At 33.2% G+C, this 19,457-nt stretch carries 20 protein-coding genes; 14 read left to right on the top strand and 6 right to left on the bottom strand.

Translation table 11 applies throughout. The features are described 5' to 3' along the window. Positions 1–18 precede the first annotated feature (18 nt). From idi to FGM02_RS14090, 3 genes are read left to right on the top strand one after another with little or no spacing between them, the layout of a single operon-like run. The gene (gene idi, locus FGM02_RS14100) at positions 19–534 is read left to right on the top strand and encodes an isopentenyl-diphosphate Delta-isomerase (RefSeq protein WP_139959136.1); all 516 of its coding nucleotides are present in this window, start codon (positions 19–21) and stop codon (positions 532–534) included. 5 nt (positions 535–539) lie between these two features. Continuing rightward, positions 540–761, top strand: coding sequence for a hypothetical protein (locus tag FGM02_RS14095; RefSeq protein WP_139959135.1), 222 nt, complete (start codon positions 540–542; stop codon positions 759–761). Between the two features lie 25 nt (positions 762–786). Continuing rightward, on the top strand, positions 787–1,197 hold the full coding sequence (locus FGM02_RS14090) for a 6-pyruvoyl trahydropterin synthase family protein (protein WP_139959134.1): 411 nt from the start codon (positions 787–789) through the stop codon (positions 1,195–1,197). Between the two features lie 232 nt (positions 1,198–1,429). Here the strand turns inward: FGM02_RS14090 and lpdA are convergent, their stop codons facing one another. Both lpdA and argS read right to left on the bottom strand, forming a co-directional pair. Beyond that, entirely contained in the window at positions 1,430–2,818 is a 1,389-nt protein-coding gene (gene lpdA, locus FGM02_RS14085; protein WP_139959133.1) for a dihydrolipoyl dehydrogenase, read from the bottom strand. A 138-nt stretch (positions 2,819–2,956) separates the two neighbouring features. Then, positions 2,957–4,732: an arginine--tRNA ligase gene (gene argS, locus FGM02_RS14080; RefSeq protein ID WP_139959132.1), complete on the bottom strand. Its 1,776-nt coding sequence runs from the start codon at positions 4,730–4,732 to the stop codon at positions 2,957–2,959. A gap of 437 nt (positions 4,733–5,169) precedes the next feature. Between argS and FGM02_RS14075 the strand changes: the two genes are divergently transcribed. From FGM02_RS14075 to FGM02_RS14025, 10 genes are all read left to right on the top strand, one after another. After that, entirely contained in the window at positions 5,170–6,174 is a 1,005-nt protein-coding gene (locus FGM02_RS14075; RefSeq protein WP_139959131.1) for a phosphotransferase, read from the top strand. 252 nt (positions 6,175–6,426) lie between these two features. Beyond that, positions 6,427–7,146, top strand: a complete 720-nt coding sequence (locus tag FGM02_RS14070; RefSeq protein ID WP_139959130.1) for a 3-ketoacyl-ACP reductase — start codon at positions 6,427–6,429, stop codon at positions 7,144–7,146. Between the two features lie 122 nt (positions 7,147–7,268). Further along, on the top strand, positions 7,269–7,847 hold the full coding sequence (locus FGM02_RS14065) for a pentapeptide repeat-containing protein (protein WP_139959129.1): 579 nt from the start codon (positions 7,269–7,271) through the stop codon (positions 7,845–7,847). A 103-nt stretch (positions 7,848–7,950) separates the two neighbouring features. Continuing rightward, a complete protein-coding gene (locus FGM02_RS14060) occupies positions 7,951–8,814 on the top strand; it encodes an alpha/beta hydrolase (protein ID WP_139959128.1) in 864 nt (287 codons plus the stop codon). A gap of 13 nt (positions 8,815–8,827) precedes the next feature. Then, the gene (locus FGM02_RS14055; protein ID WP_139959127.1) at positions 8,828–9,724 is read left to right on the top strand and encodes a hypothetical protein; all 897 of its coding nucleotides are present in this window, start codon (positions 8,828–8,830) and stop codon (positions 9,722–9,724) included. 16 nt (positions 9,725–9,740) lie between these two features. Then, on the top strand, positions 9,741–10,511 hold the full coding sequence (locus FGM02_RS14050; RefSeq protein ID WP_139959126.1) for a hypothetical protein: 771 nt from the start codon (positions 9,741–9,743) through the stop codon (positions 10,509–10,511). A 29-nt stretch (positions 10,512–10,540) separates the two neighbouring features. Next, the gene (locus FGM02_RS14045) at positions 10,541–11,356 is read left to right on the top strand and encodes a sulfurtransferase (protein ID WP_139959125.1); all 816 of its coding nucleotides are present in this window, start codon (positions 10,541–10,543) and stop codon (positions 11,354–11,356) included. A gap of 64 nt (positions 11,357–11,420) precedes the next feature. Beyond that, a complete protein-coding gene (locus tag FGM02_RS14040; protein WP_139959124.1) occupies positions 11,421–12,137 on the top strand; it encodes a YqjF family protein in 717 nt (238 codons plus the stop codon). Between the two features lie 100 nt (positions 12,138–12,237). Then, positions 12,238–12,771 (top strand): YkgJ family cysteine cluster protein, encoded by a 534-nt coding sequence (locus FGM02_RS14035; protein ID WP_139959254.1) that lies wholly within the window; start codon positions 12,238–12,240, stop codon positions 12,769–12,771. Between the two features lie 524 nt (positions 12,772–13,295). Next, positions 13,296–13,670: a hypothetical protein gene (locus FGM02_RS14025; protein WP_139959122.1), complete on the top strand. Its 375-nt coding sequence runs from the start codon at positions 13,296–13,298 to the stop codon at positions 13,668–13,670. Between the two features lie 5 nt (positions 13,671–13,675). Here the strand turns inward: FGM02_RS14025 and FGM02_RS14020 are convergent, their stop codons facing one another. Beyond that, positions 13,676–14,839 (bottom strand): exo-beta-N-acetylmuramidase NamZ family protein, encoded by a 1,164-nt coding sequence (locus FGM02_RS14020; RefSeq protein ID WP_243739415.1) that lies wholly within the window; start codon positions 14,837–14,839, stop codon positions 13,676–13,678. Positions 14,840–14,949: 110 nt separating this feature from the next. Here FGM02_RS14020 and FGM02_RS14015 point away from each other — a divergent pair, with 110 nt between their 5' ends. Next, positions 14,950–16,185, top strand: coding sequence for an ABC transporter permease (locus FGM02_RS14015; protein ID WP_139959120.1), 1,236 nt, complete (start codon positions 14,950–14,952; stop codon positions 16,183–16,185). 72 nt (positions 16,186–16,257) lie between these two features. Here the strand turns inward: FGM02_RS14015 and FGM02_RS14010 are convergent, their stop codons facing one another. The 3 genes from FGM02_RS14010 to FGM02_RS14000 all read right to left on the bottom strand — a co-directional run bounded on the left by FGM02_RS14010 (position 16,258) and on the right by FGM02_RS14000 (position 19,353). Then, positions 16,258–17,280, bottom strand: coding sequence for a TlpA family protein disulfide reductase (locus tag FGM02_RS14010; protein WP_139959119.1), 1,023 nt, complete (start codon positions 17,278–17,280; stop codon positions 16,258–16,260). A gap of 100 nt (positions 17,281–17,380) precedes the next feature. Further along, positions 17,381–17,755, bottom strand: coding sequence for a DUF423 domain-containing protein (locus tag FGM02_RS14005; RefSeq protein ID WP_139959118.1), 375 nt, complete (start codon positions 17,753–17,755; stop codon positions 17,381–17,383). Positions 17,756–17,787: 32 nt separating this feature from the next. Continuing rightward, a complete protein-coding gene (locus FGM02_RS14000) occupies positions 17,788–19,353 on the bottom strand; it encodes a protein adenylyltransferase SelO (RefSeq protein ID WP_139959117.1) in 1,566 nt (521 codons plus the stop codon). Positions 19,354–19,457 lie beyond the last annotated feature (104 nt).

The raw sequence follows: 19,457 nt of genomic DNA, 5'->3' as shown, positions 1-19,457 counted from the left end.
TGTTTTTAGAAAATATACATGATAGAAGAACAAGTAATACTGGTAAATGAACAAGACCAGAAGATTGGTTTAATGGCAAAAATGGAAGCACACGAAAAAGCACTATTGCATAGAGCTTTTTCTGTTTTTGTAATGAATGATAAGGGAGAAATGATGTTGCAACAACGTGCTGCTGAAAAGTACCATTCGCCATTGTTATGGGCAAATACCTGCTGCAGTCACCAAAGAGATGGAGAATCTAATTTAGATGCCGGAAAACGAAGATTGCAAGAAGAAATGGGATTTGTAACAGAATTAAAAGAAGTATTTTCTTTTATTTACAAAGCACCTTTCGACAATGGTTTGACTGAGCATGAATTGGATCATGTAATGGTGGGGACCTATAACGATTTTCCAAAAATTAATAAAGAAGAAGTAGAAAGTTATAAATGGATGACACCAGAAGCTGTAAAGCAAGATATGGAAGTACAGCCAGAAATTTATACCGCTTGGTTTAAAATTATTTTTGAGAAATTTTACGAATTCATAAAATAATAAGCATGCTGAAAAAAATAATTTACAAGTTTTTTGTTGGATTTATTTTTAGTCTGGTGGCTTCTTTGTCTAAATTGTTATTTACACAAAATGAAACGCCATTTTCAGAATTGTTGAGTTCACAAGATTTTTGGGTGAATTATTTGATTTTCTTTTTGTTGGGTTATGTGCTCCTAGGAAATATTCTATGGATGCAATCTCAAAAAAACAAGGAAATAAATTCTTAAGTAGCTTGTCCTAAAAACGAAATTAATGAAAGTAACCGTACATAGAAAAGCACATTTTAACGCAGCACACCGTTTGTACAATCCGGGGTGGAGTGATGAAAAAAACAAAGATGTTTTTGGGAAATGTAGCAATCCTCATTACCACGGCCATAATTACGAATTAATTATTGGAGTTACAGGTAAAATAGATCCGGAAACAGGTTTTGTGATGGATATGAAAATTTTGAAGAAAATTATTGAAGAGCAAATCGAGGAAAAATTTGATCATAAAAATTTAAATGTAGAAGTAGCCGACTTTAAAAACTTAAATCCGACTGCCGAAAATATTTCAGTAGTAATTTGGAATAAGTTAAGAGGTTTTATTGATGCAGCTTTAGAATTGTCTGTAACGCTCTATGAAACACCAAGAAATTATGTAACCTATAGAGGGGAATAATTCAACAACATATAGTATACTTTTAGAAATAAAAAATCCAGAGCAGTTTACTGTTCTGGATTTTTAGTTTTAAATTCTAGCCTGTTGTAATCTAAGTCTCTGCTATATTTGTTTAAACAATGACCCTCTGATTGTGAAGTACAATTAAAATTAAAAATGCATCGACTTAAAAAGAAAAATCGTCTAAAAATTTCTTTTTAGACGATTTCTTATAGTATAAACAGGTAGAATCCTACAAGTGAATTACTTCATCATAAGCATCAGCAACAGCTTCCATCACAGCCTCACTCATAGTAGGGTGTGGGTGAATTGTTTTCAATACTTCGTGTCCTGTAGTTTCTAATTTACGACCTAAAACAGCTTCTGCAATCATGTCTGTAACTCCAGCACCAATCATATGGCATCCTAACCACTCACCGTATTTAGCATCAAAAATTACTTTTACAAATCCGTCTTTGTGTCCAGCAGCAGTTGCTTTTCCAGAGGCAGAGAATGGGAATTTTCCGATTTTCAATTCGTAACCAGCTTCTCTAGCTTTTGCTTCTGTTAAACCAACAGAGGCAATTTCAGGAGAGGCGTATGTACAACCAGGAACGTTTCCATAATCGATAGCTTCTGTATGTAAACCTGCAATTTTTTCAACACAAGTAATTCCTTCTGCAGAAGCAACATGTGCCAATGCTTGTCCAGGAACAATATCACCAATAGCGTAATACCCAGGAATGTTTGTTTGGTAAAAATCGTTTACCAAGATTTTATCTCTGTCCACAACAATTCCAACTTCTTCTAATCCTATGTTTTCAATATTAGATTTGATTCCAACAGCAGATAATAAAACATCTGCTTCTAAAGTTTCTTCTCCTTTTTTCGTTTTTACAGTGGCAACAACCCCAGCTCCAGAAGTATCAACAGATTCAACAGCAGAATTTGTCATTACTTTAATTCCAGATTTTTTCAAAGATTTCTCGAATTGTTTAGAAACATCTAAATCTTCAACAGGAACTACATTTGGCATAAATTCTACAATAGTTACATCCGTTCCCATTGAGTTATAGAAGTGAGCAAACTCAACTCCAATAGCACCAGAACCTACAACAATCATTTTTTTAGGTTGCTCAGGTAAAGTCATTGCCTGACGGTAGCCAATTACTTTTTTACCATCTTGTGGTAAGTTTGGCAATTCTCTAGAACGTGCACCTGTAGCAATAATAATATGGTCTGCGCTGTATTCAGTAACAGTACCATCTTCAGCAGTTACATCTACTTTTTTACCTGTTTTTATTTTTCCAAAACCGTTGATCACATCGATTTTGTTTTTCTTCATTAAGAAGTTAACTCCTTTGCTCATTCCTTCCGCAACACCACGGCTACGTTTGATAACAGCTCCAAAGTCTTTATCAATAGCTTCAGCTTTTAAACCGTATTCATCTACGTGTTTTAAATAGTCATATACTTGAGCACTTTTTAACAAAGCTTTTGTAGGAATACATCCCCAGTTCAAACAAATTCCTCCTAAGTTTTCTCTTTCTACAACCGCAGTTTTTAAACCTAATTGAGAAGCTCTAATAGCTGTAACGTAACCTCCAGGTCCACTACCTATAACTATAACATCGTATTTCATTGTATATGATTTTTTATTTTTAATTCTAAAACAGTATGCAAATTTAATAAAACTAAGTTTACCAAGTTGCCGACTGCAATTTATTATGAATTTTTTATTTTAGAGCTATGAATTGTAGCTTTTTAGTAAAAAATATGCTTACATTCTTTCAGGTACATTAATTCCTAGCAGGTCAAATCCTGATTTGATAATTTGCCCTACCTTATTTGAGAGCTGTGTTCTGAAAATCTTTAATTTTTCATTTTCACATCCTAAAATATAAGAACTCTGGTAAAATGAATTGTATTCCTTTACCAAATCGTAGGTATAGTTTGCAATCAAGGCCGGACTTTGGTTTTTAGCGGCTAACTGTACAATTTCTGGATACAATTGTACTTGCTTGATGACATTTTTTTCCTTGTCGCTAATTTCGATATCTGTAGCACTTGTGGTATAGTCAAAATCAGCTTTTCTTAAAATAGACTGAATTCTAGCATAGGTATACTGTATAAAAGGTCCTGTATTTCCGTTAAAATCGATTGATTCTTTAGGATCGAATAAAATACGTTTTTTAGGATCTACTTTTAAGATGTAGTATTTTAAAGCACCCAAACCAATGGTGGTGTACAATTCTTCTTTGGCTTCATTTGAATAACCGTCTAGCTTTCCTAATTCTTGTGAAATTTCACGAGCGGTGTCGGTCATTTCTTTGATCAAGTCATCTGCATCTACCACAGTTCCTTCTCTCGATTTCATTTTACCAGAAGGTAAATCTACCATTCCATAAGAAAGGTGGTACATATTATCTGCCCAAGCAAAACCTAATTTCTTTAAAATTAAAAACAAAACTTTAAAGTGGTAATCTTGTTCATTTCCTACCGTATAAGTCAATGAGTCGATATCAAAATCTTTAAAACGTTCAATAGCTGTTCCAATGTCTTGGGTAATATATACCGAAGTTCCGTCAGAACGTTGTACAATTTTACGGTCCAAACCTTCGTCTGTTAAATCAATCCAAACCGAATTGTCGGCATCTTGTTCAAAAACACCATTTTTCAATCCTTCTGCTACGACATCTTTTCCTAATATATAGGTATCACTTTCGTAATAGTTTTTATCAAAGGAAACTCCCAACGATTTATAGGTCTGTTCAAAACCATCATATACCCACTGGTTCATTTTTTTCCAAAGTGACATAACTTCCTCATCACCTGCTTCCCATTTTAGCAACATTTCTTGTGCTGCGACTAAAAGTGGTGCTTCTTTTTTAGCTTCCTCTTCGGTTTTTCCTTCAGAAATTAAAGCGGCAATTTCTTTTTTGTACTCTTGGTCAAACTTTACATAGTAATTTCCAACCAGTTTATCTCCTTTTAAATTTGTCGATTCAGGTGTTTCTCCTTCTCCAAATAACTGCCATGCCAACATACTTTTACAAATATGAATACCACGGTCGTTGATAATTTGTGTTTTGTAAACTTTTTTACCCGATCCTGCAATAATTTGTGAAACCGAGAAACCCAATAAGTTGTTACGAATATGTCCTAAATGCAGTGGCTTATTGGTGTTAGGCGAAGAATATTCTACCATAACGGCCTTTTCGTCTTCTTTAGGAGCAGGCGTTCCAAAATTTTCAATTGGGTAAATGGCATTGAAATCGTTGATAAAATAACTGTCGGAAATTTCAAGGTTTAAGAAACCTTTAACCACATTAAAATTCGAAACTTCAGCAATATTCTCTTTTAAGTATTCTCCTATTTGCGTACCAATAGCAACCGGATTTCCTTTTACTGTGCGTAGCAAAGCAAAAACAACGACGGTAATATCTCCGTCAAAATCTTTTTTTGTTGCTTGAAATTCTACCGTTTCAATTTCTTTATCAAAGATGCTTAAAACTGCTTGCTTTACCGCAGTTGTTAGGGTGTTTTGAATACTCATTTGTTCTTAAAATTTGAAGTGCAAATTTAAGAATTATTGCTTGCGAATGGCGAATAATTTGGAAAAGTTATTGAGAGGGATGAAAGTGAAGATTTTAGGGGGTGAAACTTGGGCTTCGACAAGTTCAGCTAGCGATCAATGAAAAGTTTAAAGTTAGAAGTGAAAGGTGAAAAGTGAAAAATAGAACGGGTACCCTGAGCTTGTTGAAGGGTAGGTGTTCTGATTTTTGTGAATATTTAATAAAAAGTGGTCTTGGAATTCAGATATTGAATGTTGTTTTTAATTAGCTATGCGTATGCTATACTAAGTGTCATAGGATGATTATATTTACATTTCAAAAAAATAGTGCTCTAAATTCTATTACCAAGTTTTTTTGAAAATAAAACTAGAATACGAAACCATGCTTTTACCAAAAGCTATCTTCAATTAAATAAAACATGAAAGTACTACCAGTGGTCACTTCTACAATTTCAGAAAAGGAATTAGGTGAATTTGTAAAAGAAACATACGGATTGCATAAAAACTACAATTGTAAGATATTTAGGACTGGTATGAATCATACATATTTTATTTCTAATCAAGAATCAAAATATGTGCTACGTGTTTATAGTCATAATTGGAGGTCGAAAACGGAAGTCAGTGCAGAATTAGAACTGTTACAAGAATTGAAGGCTCAGGATTTAAATGTTTCTTATCCTATTAAAGATACAAAAGGAGAATTTATTCAAGAAATAAAGGCTCCAGAAGGAACTCGATTTCTTGTCCTTTTTTCTTTTGCAGCGGGAGGTAAAGTTCGATTTTTAGATAAGGATACTTGTTTTGAAATAGGGACATTGATGGCTAAAATTCATAAACTCACGGCAAATAAAAACATGGATCGGGTGAACTATGATAAAAAAGCATTGATAACATTGCCCTATGAATATTTGAAAAAATATTTTTCAGAGGAATTGGCAGCTATGAAATTCATCAAGGAAACCGGAGTGCTTTTTAAAAAGTCTGATTTTGAAAATACGCAAAAGGGTGCTGTTCATATAGATATTTGGTATGATAATATGGCCATTACTGCTGAAAAAGAAATTACCATTTTCGATTTTGATTTTTGTGGAAATGGAGCTCAAATTTTAGATGTAGGTTATTTTTGCAAGCAATTATTTCATATTGAAAGTGACAAGAAAGTCTATGAATTAAAAAAAGAATATTTTTTAAAAGGCTATCAAAAAAACAGAAAATTATCGGAACAGGAGTTGCAATTAATTCCCAAAGCGGGGGTTGCTGTTTTTTTATTTTATCTTGGTGTTCAAGCACAAAGGTACGACTGGTCAAATATATTTTTATCTGAGAATTATCTTACTATGGTGTATGTCCCTAGAATAAAATCGTGGATGGAATATTGTAAGTTTGGACTTCGACAAGCTCAGCCGCCGCAAAGTGAAAAGTGAAAAGTGAAAAGTGAAAAGTGAAAAATGGGCTTCGACAAGCTCAGTAGACAGAATAAGGAGATCAAATTTAGTTGATTAAATCTGTTGAAGTCTCTTCTAATTTCAACTGCAAAAAAACAGTTTTTATTAACAGTATAAACACCAAATCGAAATCTTAGTTTTGTAACTTTGATTAGTGAAATAGAACTTTTATAAATTTATTAGGAAGCCAATTTTCGTTAAATAAAATACATATCGATAAAATAAAATCACATGGAAAATTTAAAAAATAAAAAAGCAATCATTACAGGTGGTGGTAGAGGTTTAGGAAAAGCGACAGCCATTGCTTTTGCCAATGAAGGAATTGATGTTGCTATTACAGGAAGAAATGAAGCGGTGTTAAAAGCGACTGTTTCGGAATTAAAAACTATTGGTGTGCAAGCAAGCTATGCTGTTTTTGATGTTGGAAATTATGAGGAAGTTAAAACAGCCATCAAAAATTTGGTAACTGAATTGGGAGGTGTTGATATTTTGGTAAACAATGCTGGTATTGCTGCTTTTGGAACGTTTAACGACATGGATGTAAGTCAATGGAGTCAAATTATTCAAACCAATGTAATGGGAATGTATTATGTAACCAAAGAAGTACTCCCTTATTTAATAGACAAAAATCAAGGAGATATTATCAATGTTTCTTCTACTGCTGGTTTAAGTGGTAACGCAACGACTTCTGCTTATTCTGCTTCTAAATTCGCCGTAATTGGAATGTCTGAATCATTGATGAAAGAAGTTCGTAAAAACAATATCCGTGTGTGTACCTTAACGCCAAGTACCATTGTTTCTGATATGACTATTGATTTAGGAATTGCTTCCAAAGATTCTGAAGACAGTGTATTGCAACCTTCAGATTTTGCGGAGTTGATTGTGGCTGGTTTAAAATTACCAAGAAGAGCCATGCTGAAAAGTGCCGCTTTATGGTCTACCAATCCATAGGCGTTTTACAATAAATAAAATTCTGACAGCTTATATGTTTCTTATGATTTGTCAGGATTTTACTTTTAGTAATGATTAAATTCATAAATAAAAATTACCAATATACACCAAGAAACTAATTGATGGGACAGGCATTTATAGAAGAAGAAACATTTGAAAAAAAAGATTTTTCGGAAACAAGACTTGAAAAAGGGCATTATGAAATTTGTGTGTTTTCTAACTGTAACTTTTCAAACAGCAATTTATCTGAAGTGCAGTTTATAGAATGTGAATTTTACGACTGCAATTTTAGTATGGCCAATTTAAATCAAACCGTTTTTAATGATGTTATTTTTAAAGACTGTAAAATGTTGGGCTTGCATTTTGAAAAATCAAGTAATTTTGGTTTTTCCATTCAAGTAGAGAACAGCCAATTAAATCATGCTTCATTTTATGGTAAAAAAATGGCGAAAAGTATTTTTAGAAAATGCAAGTTGCAAGAAGTAGATTTTACCAATAGCGATATAAGTGGTGCTGTTTTTGACGAATGCGATTTGAGAAATGCTACATTTGATAGGAGCAATTTGCAAAAAACAGATTTTAGAAATTCATACGATTACACCATTGACCCTGAAGACAATCAAATAAAAGGCGCAAAATTTTCTTTGCAGTCGGTTGCCGGACTTTTAAAAAAATACCAAATAAAAATAGAAGATACTTGATTTGTGACTTCTAAAAAATAGCTCAAAAACAAAAGACATTTTTTTGTATTTTAATCGTATCATTTTTTAATGCTAGTTTACAAACTGCATAAAACTAAAATACATGCGATTAATTTTTCAAGGAATTGTCTTTTTCCTTTTTATCAATATTCTTCAAGCACAAACTAGCAAAACACTTTATTTGTGGCCCAATAAAGTTCCGAATGAGTCACAACAAAAACACGCACCTATTCAAACGGAAAACACCCGTGGAAATGTGACCAGAATTACGGATATTACAAATCCTGCATTGCTTGTATTTGAACCTAAGAAATCGAAAAAATTAGGCGTAGGAATTATTGTTTGTCCAGGTGGAGGTTACAGTATTTTAGCCATAAATAAAGAAGGTACAGAAATTGCAGAATGGCTTTCAGAATTAGGCTATACCGCTTTTGTACTTCAATACCGTGTGCCTAAAAATCAGCTAGGTGCTTTAAATGATTTACAAAGAGCCCTTAAAATGGTGCGTTATAAGGCCGCTAGTTATGGATTGCATCCTGAAAAAATTGGTACTTTAGGTTTTTCCGCAGGCGGAAGTTTGTGCGCTAGAGCTTCCACACAATTTGCGGTAGATTCTTACACAAAAATAGATGCTATTGACGAAATGTCTAGCAAACCGAATTTTTCAATGCTCTTGTATCCGGCTTATTTAGACAAGGGAAAAAATAAAAGTATTACGCCTGAATTGACCATGAGTAAAGAGGTTCCTCCTTTTTTTATTTTCGGAACAGCTGATGATAAATATGGAAATAGTTCCTTTGTATTTGCTCAAGAATTAAGAAATCATAAAATTCCTGTAGAGTTGCATGTGTTGGCAAAAGGCGGACATGGATATGGAATGCGCAAAGGAAATATAGCAGCAGAAACTTGGCCTAAGTTGGCTGAAATTTGGTTGCAATCCACACTAAAAACAATTGCTAAGAACTGAAAACACAATTCCTATGAAACAGATTACAAGTTTTGCCATTTTTTTTCTACTGATACACCCAACATTTTCTCAATCAAATGTAGTACATAATAGAGCAAAAAATACTTTTGCTGAATTTTCTGACATTGCTGCTCATTTTAATTCTTATGAAACCGAGTTTGGTGATAAAGTGAATAAAATAAATTTCTATAGCGGTACTTTTGGGTATATGTTGTTGGTCAAAAATACAGGGCAGTTTCGGACTATTTCTGTAGATAAAATGAAAAGGCTTAGCATGGTTATAAAAAGCATACAACCTGATTTTGTTGTGTCTGATATTTTTGAAAAAGAAGTCTTGCTTCAAACAAAAACCGGAACCGTTTGGCTGCCCATTCAAAAAACACTATACAATTATTGGATCGATGAATTGAAAAAAGAGGATCCGGTTTTAATTTTTATAAGAACTTATGGCTCTTGGGAAAATACTTCGGATAACAAATGGCTATTCACCATCAATTCATTTAACGCTAATTATTACGATGGCTTGTGGGAGGTGGCTTTGGAAAGTTTTGAAGCTAAAGATGCGGCTAACGGAATAAGCTGTTTAAACACTCTAATTGCCATAGACCCTAAGGACGGTCGGAATTATGCCATGTATGGTTATTATTACTACGATAAAGGTTTTCCAAACGATACAAAACTCCTGAAAAAAGCAGATTCTTTGTACAACCTGTCCATAAAATTAACCCCCGATTTTAGTTATGCACATTATCAAAAAGCATTGACAAGTTTTCAATTAGGGAATTATAAAAATGCTTGGAAGCATATTGACAAAGCAAAAGAGTTAGGAGAGACAAGAATTGAGAAAAATATTTTAAATCGCTTTGAAGAAAAATTACCGTATGCCGATTATCTAAAAATAAAAAGCTGAACTTCGTGTTACCGAATTGAAAACAGGAAGATTGGAATTTAAATTTAAAAAAATACACGGACTATTATTTGTTTTGTGTTTTCTAGGGACGCACATAAGCTTTTCACAAGAATGGAAAAGTTTAAAAGCCTATACAAATAGCACAGGTGAAATAAATTTGCAGGAAGGCTGTTGGTTAAAAAAAGATAGAACCCGTAATACGGCAATTTGGCAGCAAGCAAATCGCTATAATTTAAGCCAAGTCCAAGGAAATATAAAATACACAACTATTTGTCAAATTCGTGATTTTTATTTTTGGTTCGACCAAGAGCGAAAAAATAGGGGACATGAAATAATTACCGCCGGTGTTACTGCTATTGTCGCTGGACAGCTAGCCAACTTTGAAAATCGTTTTATTAGCAGCTGTATTGTTAGAAATAAAGAATTGGAATGGTTTGCAAGTGAAGGTTCTCAAAAAGTATTGGCGCATGTGTTTCCCTTGTTTTATAAGGTCTATTTGTCGAAACAAAAACTAATTGGTCAAGAAGCAAGAAATTGGGATCAAAAGTATATAACCAAAGAACAATGCCAAATAATAGAACCATTGTATGAACATCTTTCTCCAAAAGCTATTAAAAAGTTAATTCGTATTGCAAAAGGCAAAGGGATTTATAGTTTTGGGGTGAAAAAGAAGTTGCGATTTGAAGGGGATATTCAGGATTGTACATCGAGATATGCGCATGCTTTTCATAAATTGTATCCTTATTATTTAAAGAATCAACAAGCTATTGATAAGGAAAATTTGTAGTTTAGTCACCCTTAAAAAACACAAACAACATGATAAATTCTATAGTCTCCGTAAATTGGTTGCATGAAAATTTGGACAAGCCTGATTTGATTATTTTAGATGCAAGTTTCAAGAAAAAAAGGCCCAATTTAACAACAGAGTTAACAGAAGATACCATTAAAAATGCACGTTATTTTGATATAAAAAAGGATTTTAGTGATGTATCGAACTGCTTTCCCAGTGCTTTTCCTTCGGCAGAACAATTTGAAAAAAGCAGTCAGCGTTTGGGAATTAATTCTTCTAGTATAATTGTAGTGTTTGATATAGATGGCATTTATTCCAGTCCACGAGTTTGGTGGTTGTTTAAATGTATGGGACATAAGAATGTTGCGGTTTTAGACGGTGGTTACCCAGAATGGTTGCTGCATAAATTTCCCACAGAAAAAAGAGTCGTCAAAAAAGTTGGTAAAGGAAATTTTAAAGCGAATTTAAGCACCGAATTTGTTCGAAGATTTAAAGATGTAGAGGCCAATGTAATTTCTAAAAAAGAATTGCTAGTGGATGTGCGTTCGGAAAAGCGTTTTAAAAGTTTGGTACCTGAACCAAAAGAAGGACTGCGCTGTGGAACCATTCCCAATTCAATAAACCTGCCTTATACCGAAGTTTTAAAAGACGGGAAATATAAAAGTACCGAGGAATTGAAAGAATTGTTTTCAGAATGCATTCAAGAAGATAGACCGGTTATTTTTAGTTGTGGTTCTGGAATTACAGCTTGTGTTGTTTTTTTAGCCAGTGAACAACTTATTGAAAATTCAATAGCCGTTTATGATGGTTCTTGGACCGAGTGGGGAACCTTGGTGCAATAAAATAAAGGATGAAGAATATTTCTAACAAATCTGAAAATACGAACTTAAAAATGGGTAAGCTACAATGAGTTTTTTAAAAGCAGAATGGCGGAAACTTGCCTTTGCCAATTATACTATTGAACCTGAATTGCTGAAAAAATTTGTGCCTGCAGGTACAAAATTGGATACTTGGAATGGTAAGGTGTATATTAGCTTGGTTGGTTTTATGTTTAAAAACACAAAATTATTGGGTTTCAAAATTCCTTTTCACAGCAATTTTGAAGAAGTGAATTTGCGATTTTACGTAAAACGATTTGAAAATGGTGAATGGAAAAGAGGGGTCGTTTTTATCAAAGAAATTGTTCCTAAAAAAGCCTTGACTTTTGTAGCCAATACCGTGTATAAGGAAAATTATGAAACCTTAGCCATGCAGCATGATTGGAGTGCTGAAAATAACAAAAGAACGGTTTCATATCAATGGAAAAAAGCAAATAAATGGAATGCAATAAAAATAGAGGCGAGTAGGGAGGCTTTTGAAATTGCACCAAATAGTGAAACAGAATTTATTACCGAACATTATTGGGGCTATGCCAAAGTAAATGATTCTTTAACGAATGAATACGAAGTAAAACATACAAAATGGGAAGCTTATAAAATACTTAGGTATGAAATTGATGTCGATTTTGAAGCTGTTTACGGATCTGAATTTCGAGTTTTAAACACTGCCAAACCAACTTCAGTAATGCTAGCAGAAGGTTCCGAAATTGCTGTAGAAAATAAACGTAAGCTTCAAAATAATTAGCTTGGTTTTTACACAAAAAAAAGAATTGTGGAACAAGGCACTGAATAAAACATATATTTGCAAAAACATTTAAATTTTACAATAAGAGCACATGGAAGACATGCAAAAACGTTTAGCTGATTTACCAAGGTTGTCTAAAGAAGTTGAAAAAGATTCTTTAAAATATTTTCAACGCCTAAAAAGACGTACGCCAAAGACATTAGATTTGACGATGCGTGAATTGCATGATGAAGAATTTGAAAAGACTGATTGTTTGGAGTGTGCCAATTGTTGCAAAACAAGTAGTCCAATTTTTACCTTAAAAGATATTGAAAGAATTTCTAAGCATTTTAAAATGAAAGAAATTGATTTTATGAATCAGTTTTTGGAACGTGATGGTGATGATTTTTATGTTTTGCAAACCGTGCCATGTCATTTTTTAGATGAAAACGATAATACTTGTACCATCTATGATGTACGTCCAAAGGCCTGTGCAGAATATCCACATACCAACCGTAGAAAATTTATTCAAATTACAGATTTAACGGTGAAGAATACCAGTATTTGTCCGGCAGCTTTTAGAATTGTTGAAAATTTAAAAGAACGTTTGCCTCTTTCTGGAAAAAATCAAACAAAATTTCGATCGGGTTCTTAACAAAATTTGTGATGGAGCAAGTGCTGAGAAAAACAAAGTGTTTTGCCTGTTTTTATGGCGATGCCGTTTCAGAGAAAGAATTTTACATCAAAAATTTTAAAGTGTGTTTTGAAGAAAAACAAGCCGTATTTTCCTTAGAACTTATACAAGCTTTGGATTTCGGTTTCTTTGAAAAACAAAAATTAAATTTCGATACCTTTTTAATTGAAGATAGCTATCTAAGCAAACAAGTAACTTCATTTTTAAAAGCACATCCCGCTTTGTGTTTTTTTTCTCTTCAAATAAAGGCTAATACTAATTTTAAGTTTCGAATTTCTCGTATAAAATTGGAAAAGGAACGTTTGTGTTTATACATACATTAAGAAATTGAAGGCTTGATCTTTGAATTTATAAATTCTTATAGTTGTTTGAAGCATAAATGTTTACATAATGGTAACATCTAATAGGGCTTAGTTTAATTAAAAACGAATATTTTTAGGAGTGGAAAAAGGAACATCTTATTCTTAAAATAAATTCGTTGTCCAATGAAAATTGAAAGCACAGAAGAAGTATTGAAAAAATTTGATTATAGTTATCACTTAAAAAATGACGAAATTATCATTGATATGGAATTGTCACATAAAATTTTAGTCGATTTTTCCAATCCCCAAAAAGTAATTATTACAGATAAATTGATTGGCTATAATTTTTTGACGGGAATTTTTAAAATGAGTATAAAAAAAGCAATTCTCTTTAATATTGTTATCGGCTTCTTTTTAAGTCTGCTTATTTCATTGGAAAACGCAAATTTAGGAGTGCTATTTTTTATAGCTTTAATGGTTTGGGTATTGCTTTGGTCGTTTTTTTATATTTCGAAATCGGAAACCTTAAAACAAATTTTAATTAATTGGAACGATTAAGTTTGTTATTCGTACAAAAGATATTTCTTTCTAATTTTTTTAAACTCAGTAATGTCATCCTGCCAAGAATTTTCGATCTCTTGTGCTGAAATATTCGCTTCAAGTTGTTTTTGAAGTTTTTCATTTCCTGCGTGAATGGTAAAAGTTTTCCCGAAAAAATCCTTGGGTGTTTTTTCATAGGCATCTTTTAGCCACTGTATAGAAACCTTCGAAAGATGATTTTCTTTTTCTAAATTCACACCATAACACAATTTGTTTTGATGTTTCGGGTATTTAGATCCAAAATTAGCAATAGGCGTATAGGTAAATTCTGTTTTAGGAAACCAGGGAGCTCCATAGCGTTGGAATTGGAATTCTGTTCCACGACCTGCATTGATAGAAGTTCCTTCAAAAAAGCCCAAACTAGGGTAAAGGTTGATTGATTTGTCGTTAGGCAAGTTAGGTGAAGGACGAATGGGTAAATGATAGTTGCTTTGGTGGGTGTAGTTTTTTAAGGGGATAACTGTTAGGTCGCATTTTACTTTGTTTTTTAGCCATTGTTCACCATTAATCATTTGTGCATATTCTCCTATGGTCATTCCATAAACCAAAGGAACGGCATGCATGCCTACAAAACTTTTGTGTTTTAAATCTAAGCTAGGCCCATCTACATAATGTCCATTTGGGTTAGGACGATCCAATACCAAAACGGGAATGTTATTTTCAGCACAGGCTTCTAAAATATAATGCAAGGTAGAAATATAGGTGTAAAATCGAACGCCAACATCTTGTATATCGAAAACCATTAGGTCTAAATTCTGAAGCTGCTCCTTCTTCGGTTTTTTATTTTTTCCGTACAAAGAAATAATAGGCAATCCTGTTTTCGTGTCTATGCCATTGGCTACATGTTCTGCCGCATCCGCTTTTCCTCTAAAACCATGTTCTGGTGAAAAAACTTTTTGAATGTGAATCCCCATTTGCAAAAGTGAATCTACCAAATGTGTGTATTTTGTTTGTGCTTTATCTTTAAAAATAACAGATGTTTGGTTGGCAACAATTCCTATTTTTTTTTTTTGTAAAAGCTTGCGGTAGTTTTCTGTGGCATTGGCTCCAACTACTATAGGTTGCGCTTGGCAGGAAGTCAGGTAACAAAACGAAAAAACAAGAGTCCATATGGAAAAACAATTCACATAACATGTTTTATTTGTGCTATACTTTTTCAAACTAAATACTTGATTGTTGGTACTCGATACAAAAGAATTATATGTATTTTTGACTTTCATCAATAGTCTCATAAAAATTGAATTACGAATTATTTTTAGCCAAACGGTTTACTGCTGCTAAACAGCATAAAAGTAGTATTTCATCACCAATAATAAAAATTGCAATTACCGCTATTTCATTGGGTATTGTAATGATGTTAGTGACCGTTGCCACAGGTTTGGGCTTGCAAAATAAAATACGAGAAAAAATCTCTGTGTTTCGTGGGCATATTCAAATTATCAATTATGATAATAACAACTCAGAAACGACTCAAATTCCCATCAGTAAAAACCAAGAATTTTATCCCAATTTTAAAAATATTGAAGGTGTAAAAAAAGTGCAAGTCTTTGCTTCCAAAGCAGGAATTATTAGAACAGAGAAAGATTTTGAAGGTGTTGTTTTAAAAGGTGTGGGGGAAGATTACAATTGGGAAAGCTTGCAAGAATATTTGGTAGCAGGAAAATTACCAGTATTTACCGATAAATTGTCGAATGAAATTTTAATATCTGAAGTTATTTCAGATCGTTTAGGATTGGTAACGGGTGATAAATTTGATACCTATTTTATGAAAGATAGTGGTGTTTCTAGATTTAACAGACGTGTTTTTACCGTGTGTGGAATTTACAATTCGGGCTTTCAAGAATTTGATCAAAGTATTGTTATTGGTGACATCAAACACATTCGAAAACTAAACAAATGGAAAGATGATGAGGTTGGAGGTTTTGAAGTTGTTTTAGCCGATTTTGATCGACTTGAAGAAAAATCAAATTTAATCTATAGCGAAATTTCTTCTACCTTAAATAGCCAATCTATTTTAGAAATGTATCCTTCAATTTTTGAGTGGTTGCGTTTATTTGATACCAATATTTACATCATCATTGCCATTATGATTCTTGTTGCCGGAATTAACATGATTACGGCACTACTTGTATTAATTTTAGAAAGAACACAAGCTATTGGTGTATTAAAGGCATTGGGCGCTAATAATTGGTCGGTACGAAAAATATTCTTGTACAATGCTTCTTATTTAATTGCTCGTGGTTTGTTTTGGGGAAATACGATTGGTTTGTCCTTGCTATTTGTGCAAAAATATTTTGGAGTCATTACTTTAGATCCAGCAACGTATTATGTGTCTGAAGCACCCGTTTATATTCATTTGGGCTATGTATTGCTTTTAAATGTTGGTACGTTGGTTTTATGTTTGCTCATGCTACTTATTCCGTCTTATATAATTACAAAAATAAGTCCGGCCAAAGCAGTGAAGTTTGAATAATACTTAAATTTAAATACAAAAAAAGCCTCGCACGAAATTTCGTGCGAGGCTTTTTTTAGCTTGTCCTGTGACTTAAATTTTAAGAGAGTTAAATAACTCTACCAAACGCTGGTCAGAAGGTCTAGGTGCATTTGCATCTACAATATTTCCTTGTGGATCTACTAATATAAATCTTGGAATACCTGTAATTTGGTAGTCCATTGAAAAACTTTGATCGTTACCTGCAAATAATTGAATACCTCCCATTTGTTTTTCGGCAATCATTTGTTTCCATGCTTCATGTTTATTAGGGTTGTCCGTTGAGATACTTACAAACTCAATATTTTTACCGTGGTATTTTTTTTCTAATTCTTGTAAAAAAGGAATTTGTTGGCGACAAGGACCACACCAAGTTGCCCAAACATCAATGTATACATATTTTCCTTTTAAATCGTCTAAAGAAGTGGTTCCACCTTTGTAATTCTCATAGTTGACAAACTTAGGTGATGGAGCCCCTTTTGCAGTATTAGCTGCTACGTGATTTTGTTGTTCGTACGATTTTAATAAATTGGTGTACAATTCTTCATTTCCTTTCAACTCACCCTCATACAAATCTTTAGCAATAGAACTGTGTTTTTTTACAATTTCGTCAAAGGTGTTTTTTATTTTTTCAACTTGTACAATAAAAGCATCTTCTTCTAAAGTAAACAATTCTTCCAATTTGTTTAAAGATTCACTTGCTTTGATTCTTTCAAGAATGTACATGGTATTTTCAGAGCCTTCCCCTGAAACTTTTAAAGTATTTGAAAAATCAGCTTCATCCGCAGCAATGGCCAGTTCAAAACCATTTTTTAAATAACTATACATTCTTCCTTTTTCAGTAGTAATGGTATAGAAATTTTGAACGTAGTTTTCAGTTCCCTCTGTTAAGTGAAGTGTATCTGAAAAAGTACCATCAGCTTTAATGGCAATTTCTTTTTGATAGTCTCTATTTTGAACAGTAATTGTTTTTGAACTTGCATTTTCAAGTTTCCCTGAAATACTAACATAGTTTTTTGGCGTAGTATTACAAGCAATTAATGTAGCTCCTACTATAAATAAAAGTATTTTGTTCATGGATGAATTTTAATTTAGTGAATGCCAAAGATACTTTTTAATAGGCTTTTGTAAAAGAGCCACTTTGGAAATTAACATTAAATTAGTTTTTGTTATGTTTTTATAGGAAACTGATACAGCTAAGCACCCAACCGATGGTTAATAACAAACCTCCTAATGGCGTAATGGGACCCAAAAATTTTAGCTTTTTGTTTTTTATAGAACTTAAGACCAAACCATAAATACTAAATGAAAATAAAAGGGTTCCCATAAGAATACATAGTACGGCATATGTTTCTATCGGGCTTTCAAAAGAAAACTGTTGTCCCATAAACAAAAGGAATAAGGCATGGTAGATTTGATATTTTACGCCTGTTTCAAAACTATTAAGTTGTTCTGAAGTGGCAATTTTTTTTAAGGCATGTGCTCCAAAAGCACCAATGACTACGGCTAATGCTCCAAATATAGCTCCGGAAACTAAGGCAAGTTGATTCATGATATGGTAAATGTTAGGTGTAAATTAATTTCTTAAGAACTACAAGATAATTTTGAGCAACCTACTTTATGTCTAGCCCATTCAGGTCTTTTTACAAACCACTTTTCCGAATTTTTTTGCTCATCATAAGGTTTTTTCAAGAGTTGAAATAATTCTTCAATGACAGAATAATCTCCTTTATCGGCAGCATCAATGGCTATTTGTGCCATATAGTTTCTAAGTACATATTTGGGGTTGACAAGGTTCATGGCTGTTTTTCGATCAGCATCTAACAGGTTTTCTTTTTGTAGTCGTGTAGTGTATTTCTGAAACCAAACTTCCCATTTTTCTTTTAGCACTCCTTCAATTTCTTGTGGATTGTAAAAAGCATCTGTGATTTTAGTAAGTGCTTCTGTAAAAGTGTCGTTAGAATTTACAGTACTAAGGTTTCTAAAAAACAAGGTCATGTCCGTTTCTGATACATGCAAGTTTTTTTCCAGTTCTTGTATCAAATTTTGATCTTCTTTATCGCTAATTGAAAGTCCAATTTTGGCTTTCATCATTTGCAATTGTTTTGTTTCAAAATCGGTTTTATAAGATTCCAAAATTGCTTCTAAGGGTGCCGCTTCTTCAATTAAAGGAAACAAAGCGTTGGCTAACTTTAACAAATTCCAAAGGCCAATATTGGGCTGATTTCCGTACCTGTACCTTTTGTTTTGTTTGTCAGTTGTATTCGGTGTCCAGTCGTAATCGTATGGTTCTAGCCAGCCGTAAGGACCGTAATCTATGGTCAATCCAAGTATTGAAAGGTTGTCGGTGTTCATTACTCCATGCACAAAACCAACTCGTTGCCAATGAATAATCATGACTAAAGTTTTGGTCGCGACTTCCTTAAAAAAGGCCAAATAGGTTTCTTTAGAAGGCTTTCCTAAATGTGTATAAAAATGTTGGATGGTATAATCGACTAATTTTTTTAAGTTTTTTACATCTTCTCTGGCAGCCAATATTTCAAAACTTCCAAAGCGAATAAAATTGGGGGCTACTCTACAAACAATGGCTCCTTTTTCATAGGCGGCATTTCCATCGTACAACATATCTCTTAAAACGTCATCACCAGAAAGTGATAGCGAAAGGGCTCTTGTTGTTGGAACGCCCAAATGAAACATGGCTTCACTACATAAATATTCTCTAATTGAAGATCGCAATACGGCCAAACCATCTGCTGTTCTAGAATAAGGAGTTGCTCCAGCACCTTTTAATTGCAAGGCCCATTGCTGGTTGTTGTAATTTATTTCGGTAAGATTGATCGCTCTTCCATCACCTAATTGACCTGCCCAATTTCCAAATTGATGTCCACCATAACACATGGCATAAGGCTCGGTGTTCTCCAAAATTGAATTTCCCGTAAATACTTTTAAAAATTCTGAACTAGCTAAATCATCTTTAGTAATTCCAAGTAATTCCGATACTTCTTCTGAAGCATGTACCAACTGTGGTTTTGCTGTGGGAGTAGGTTTTACAAAAGAATAACAGGCATTGGCCACCTGTCTTCTAGTATTCTCTAGAATAGGATCGGCAGGTAATTCTTTGGTAAAGGTATTTTGTATGTTGAGTTTCATAAATCCTAATTCAATTTCAAAGATACTTAATTCCTATGGAGTCTTGATTTTTTGTGAGGAGTAATTGATTTGGTTAGGGCTTTATAAATTGGTGATACTATTGC

Source organism: Flavicella sediminum, assembly GCF_006381105.1.
GTDB lineage: Bacteria > Bacteroidota > Bacteroidia > Flavobacteriales > Flavobacteriaceae > Flavicella > Flavicella sediminum.
This window is presented reverse-complemented; position numbering and strand designations above follow the sequence as displayed.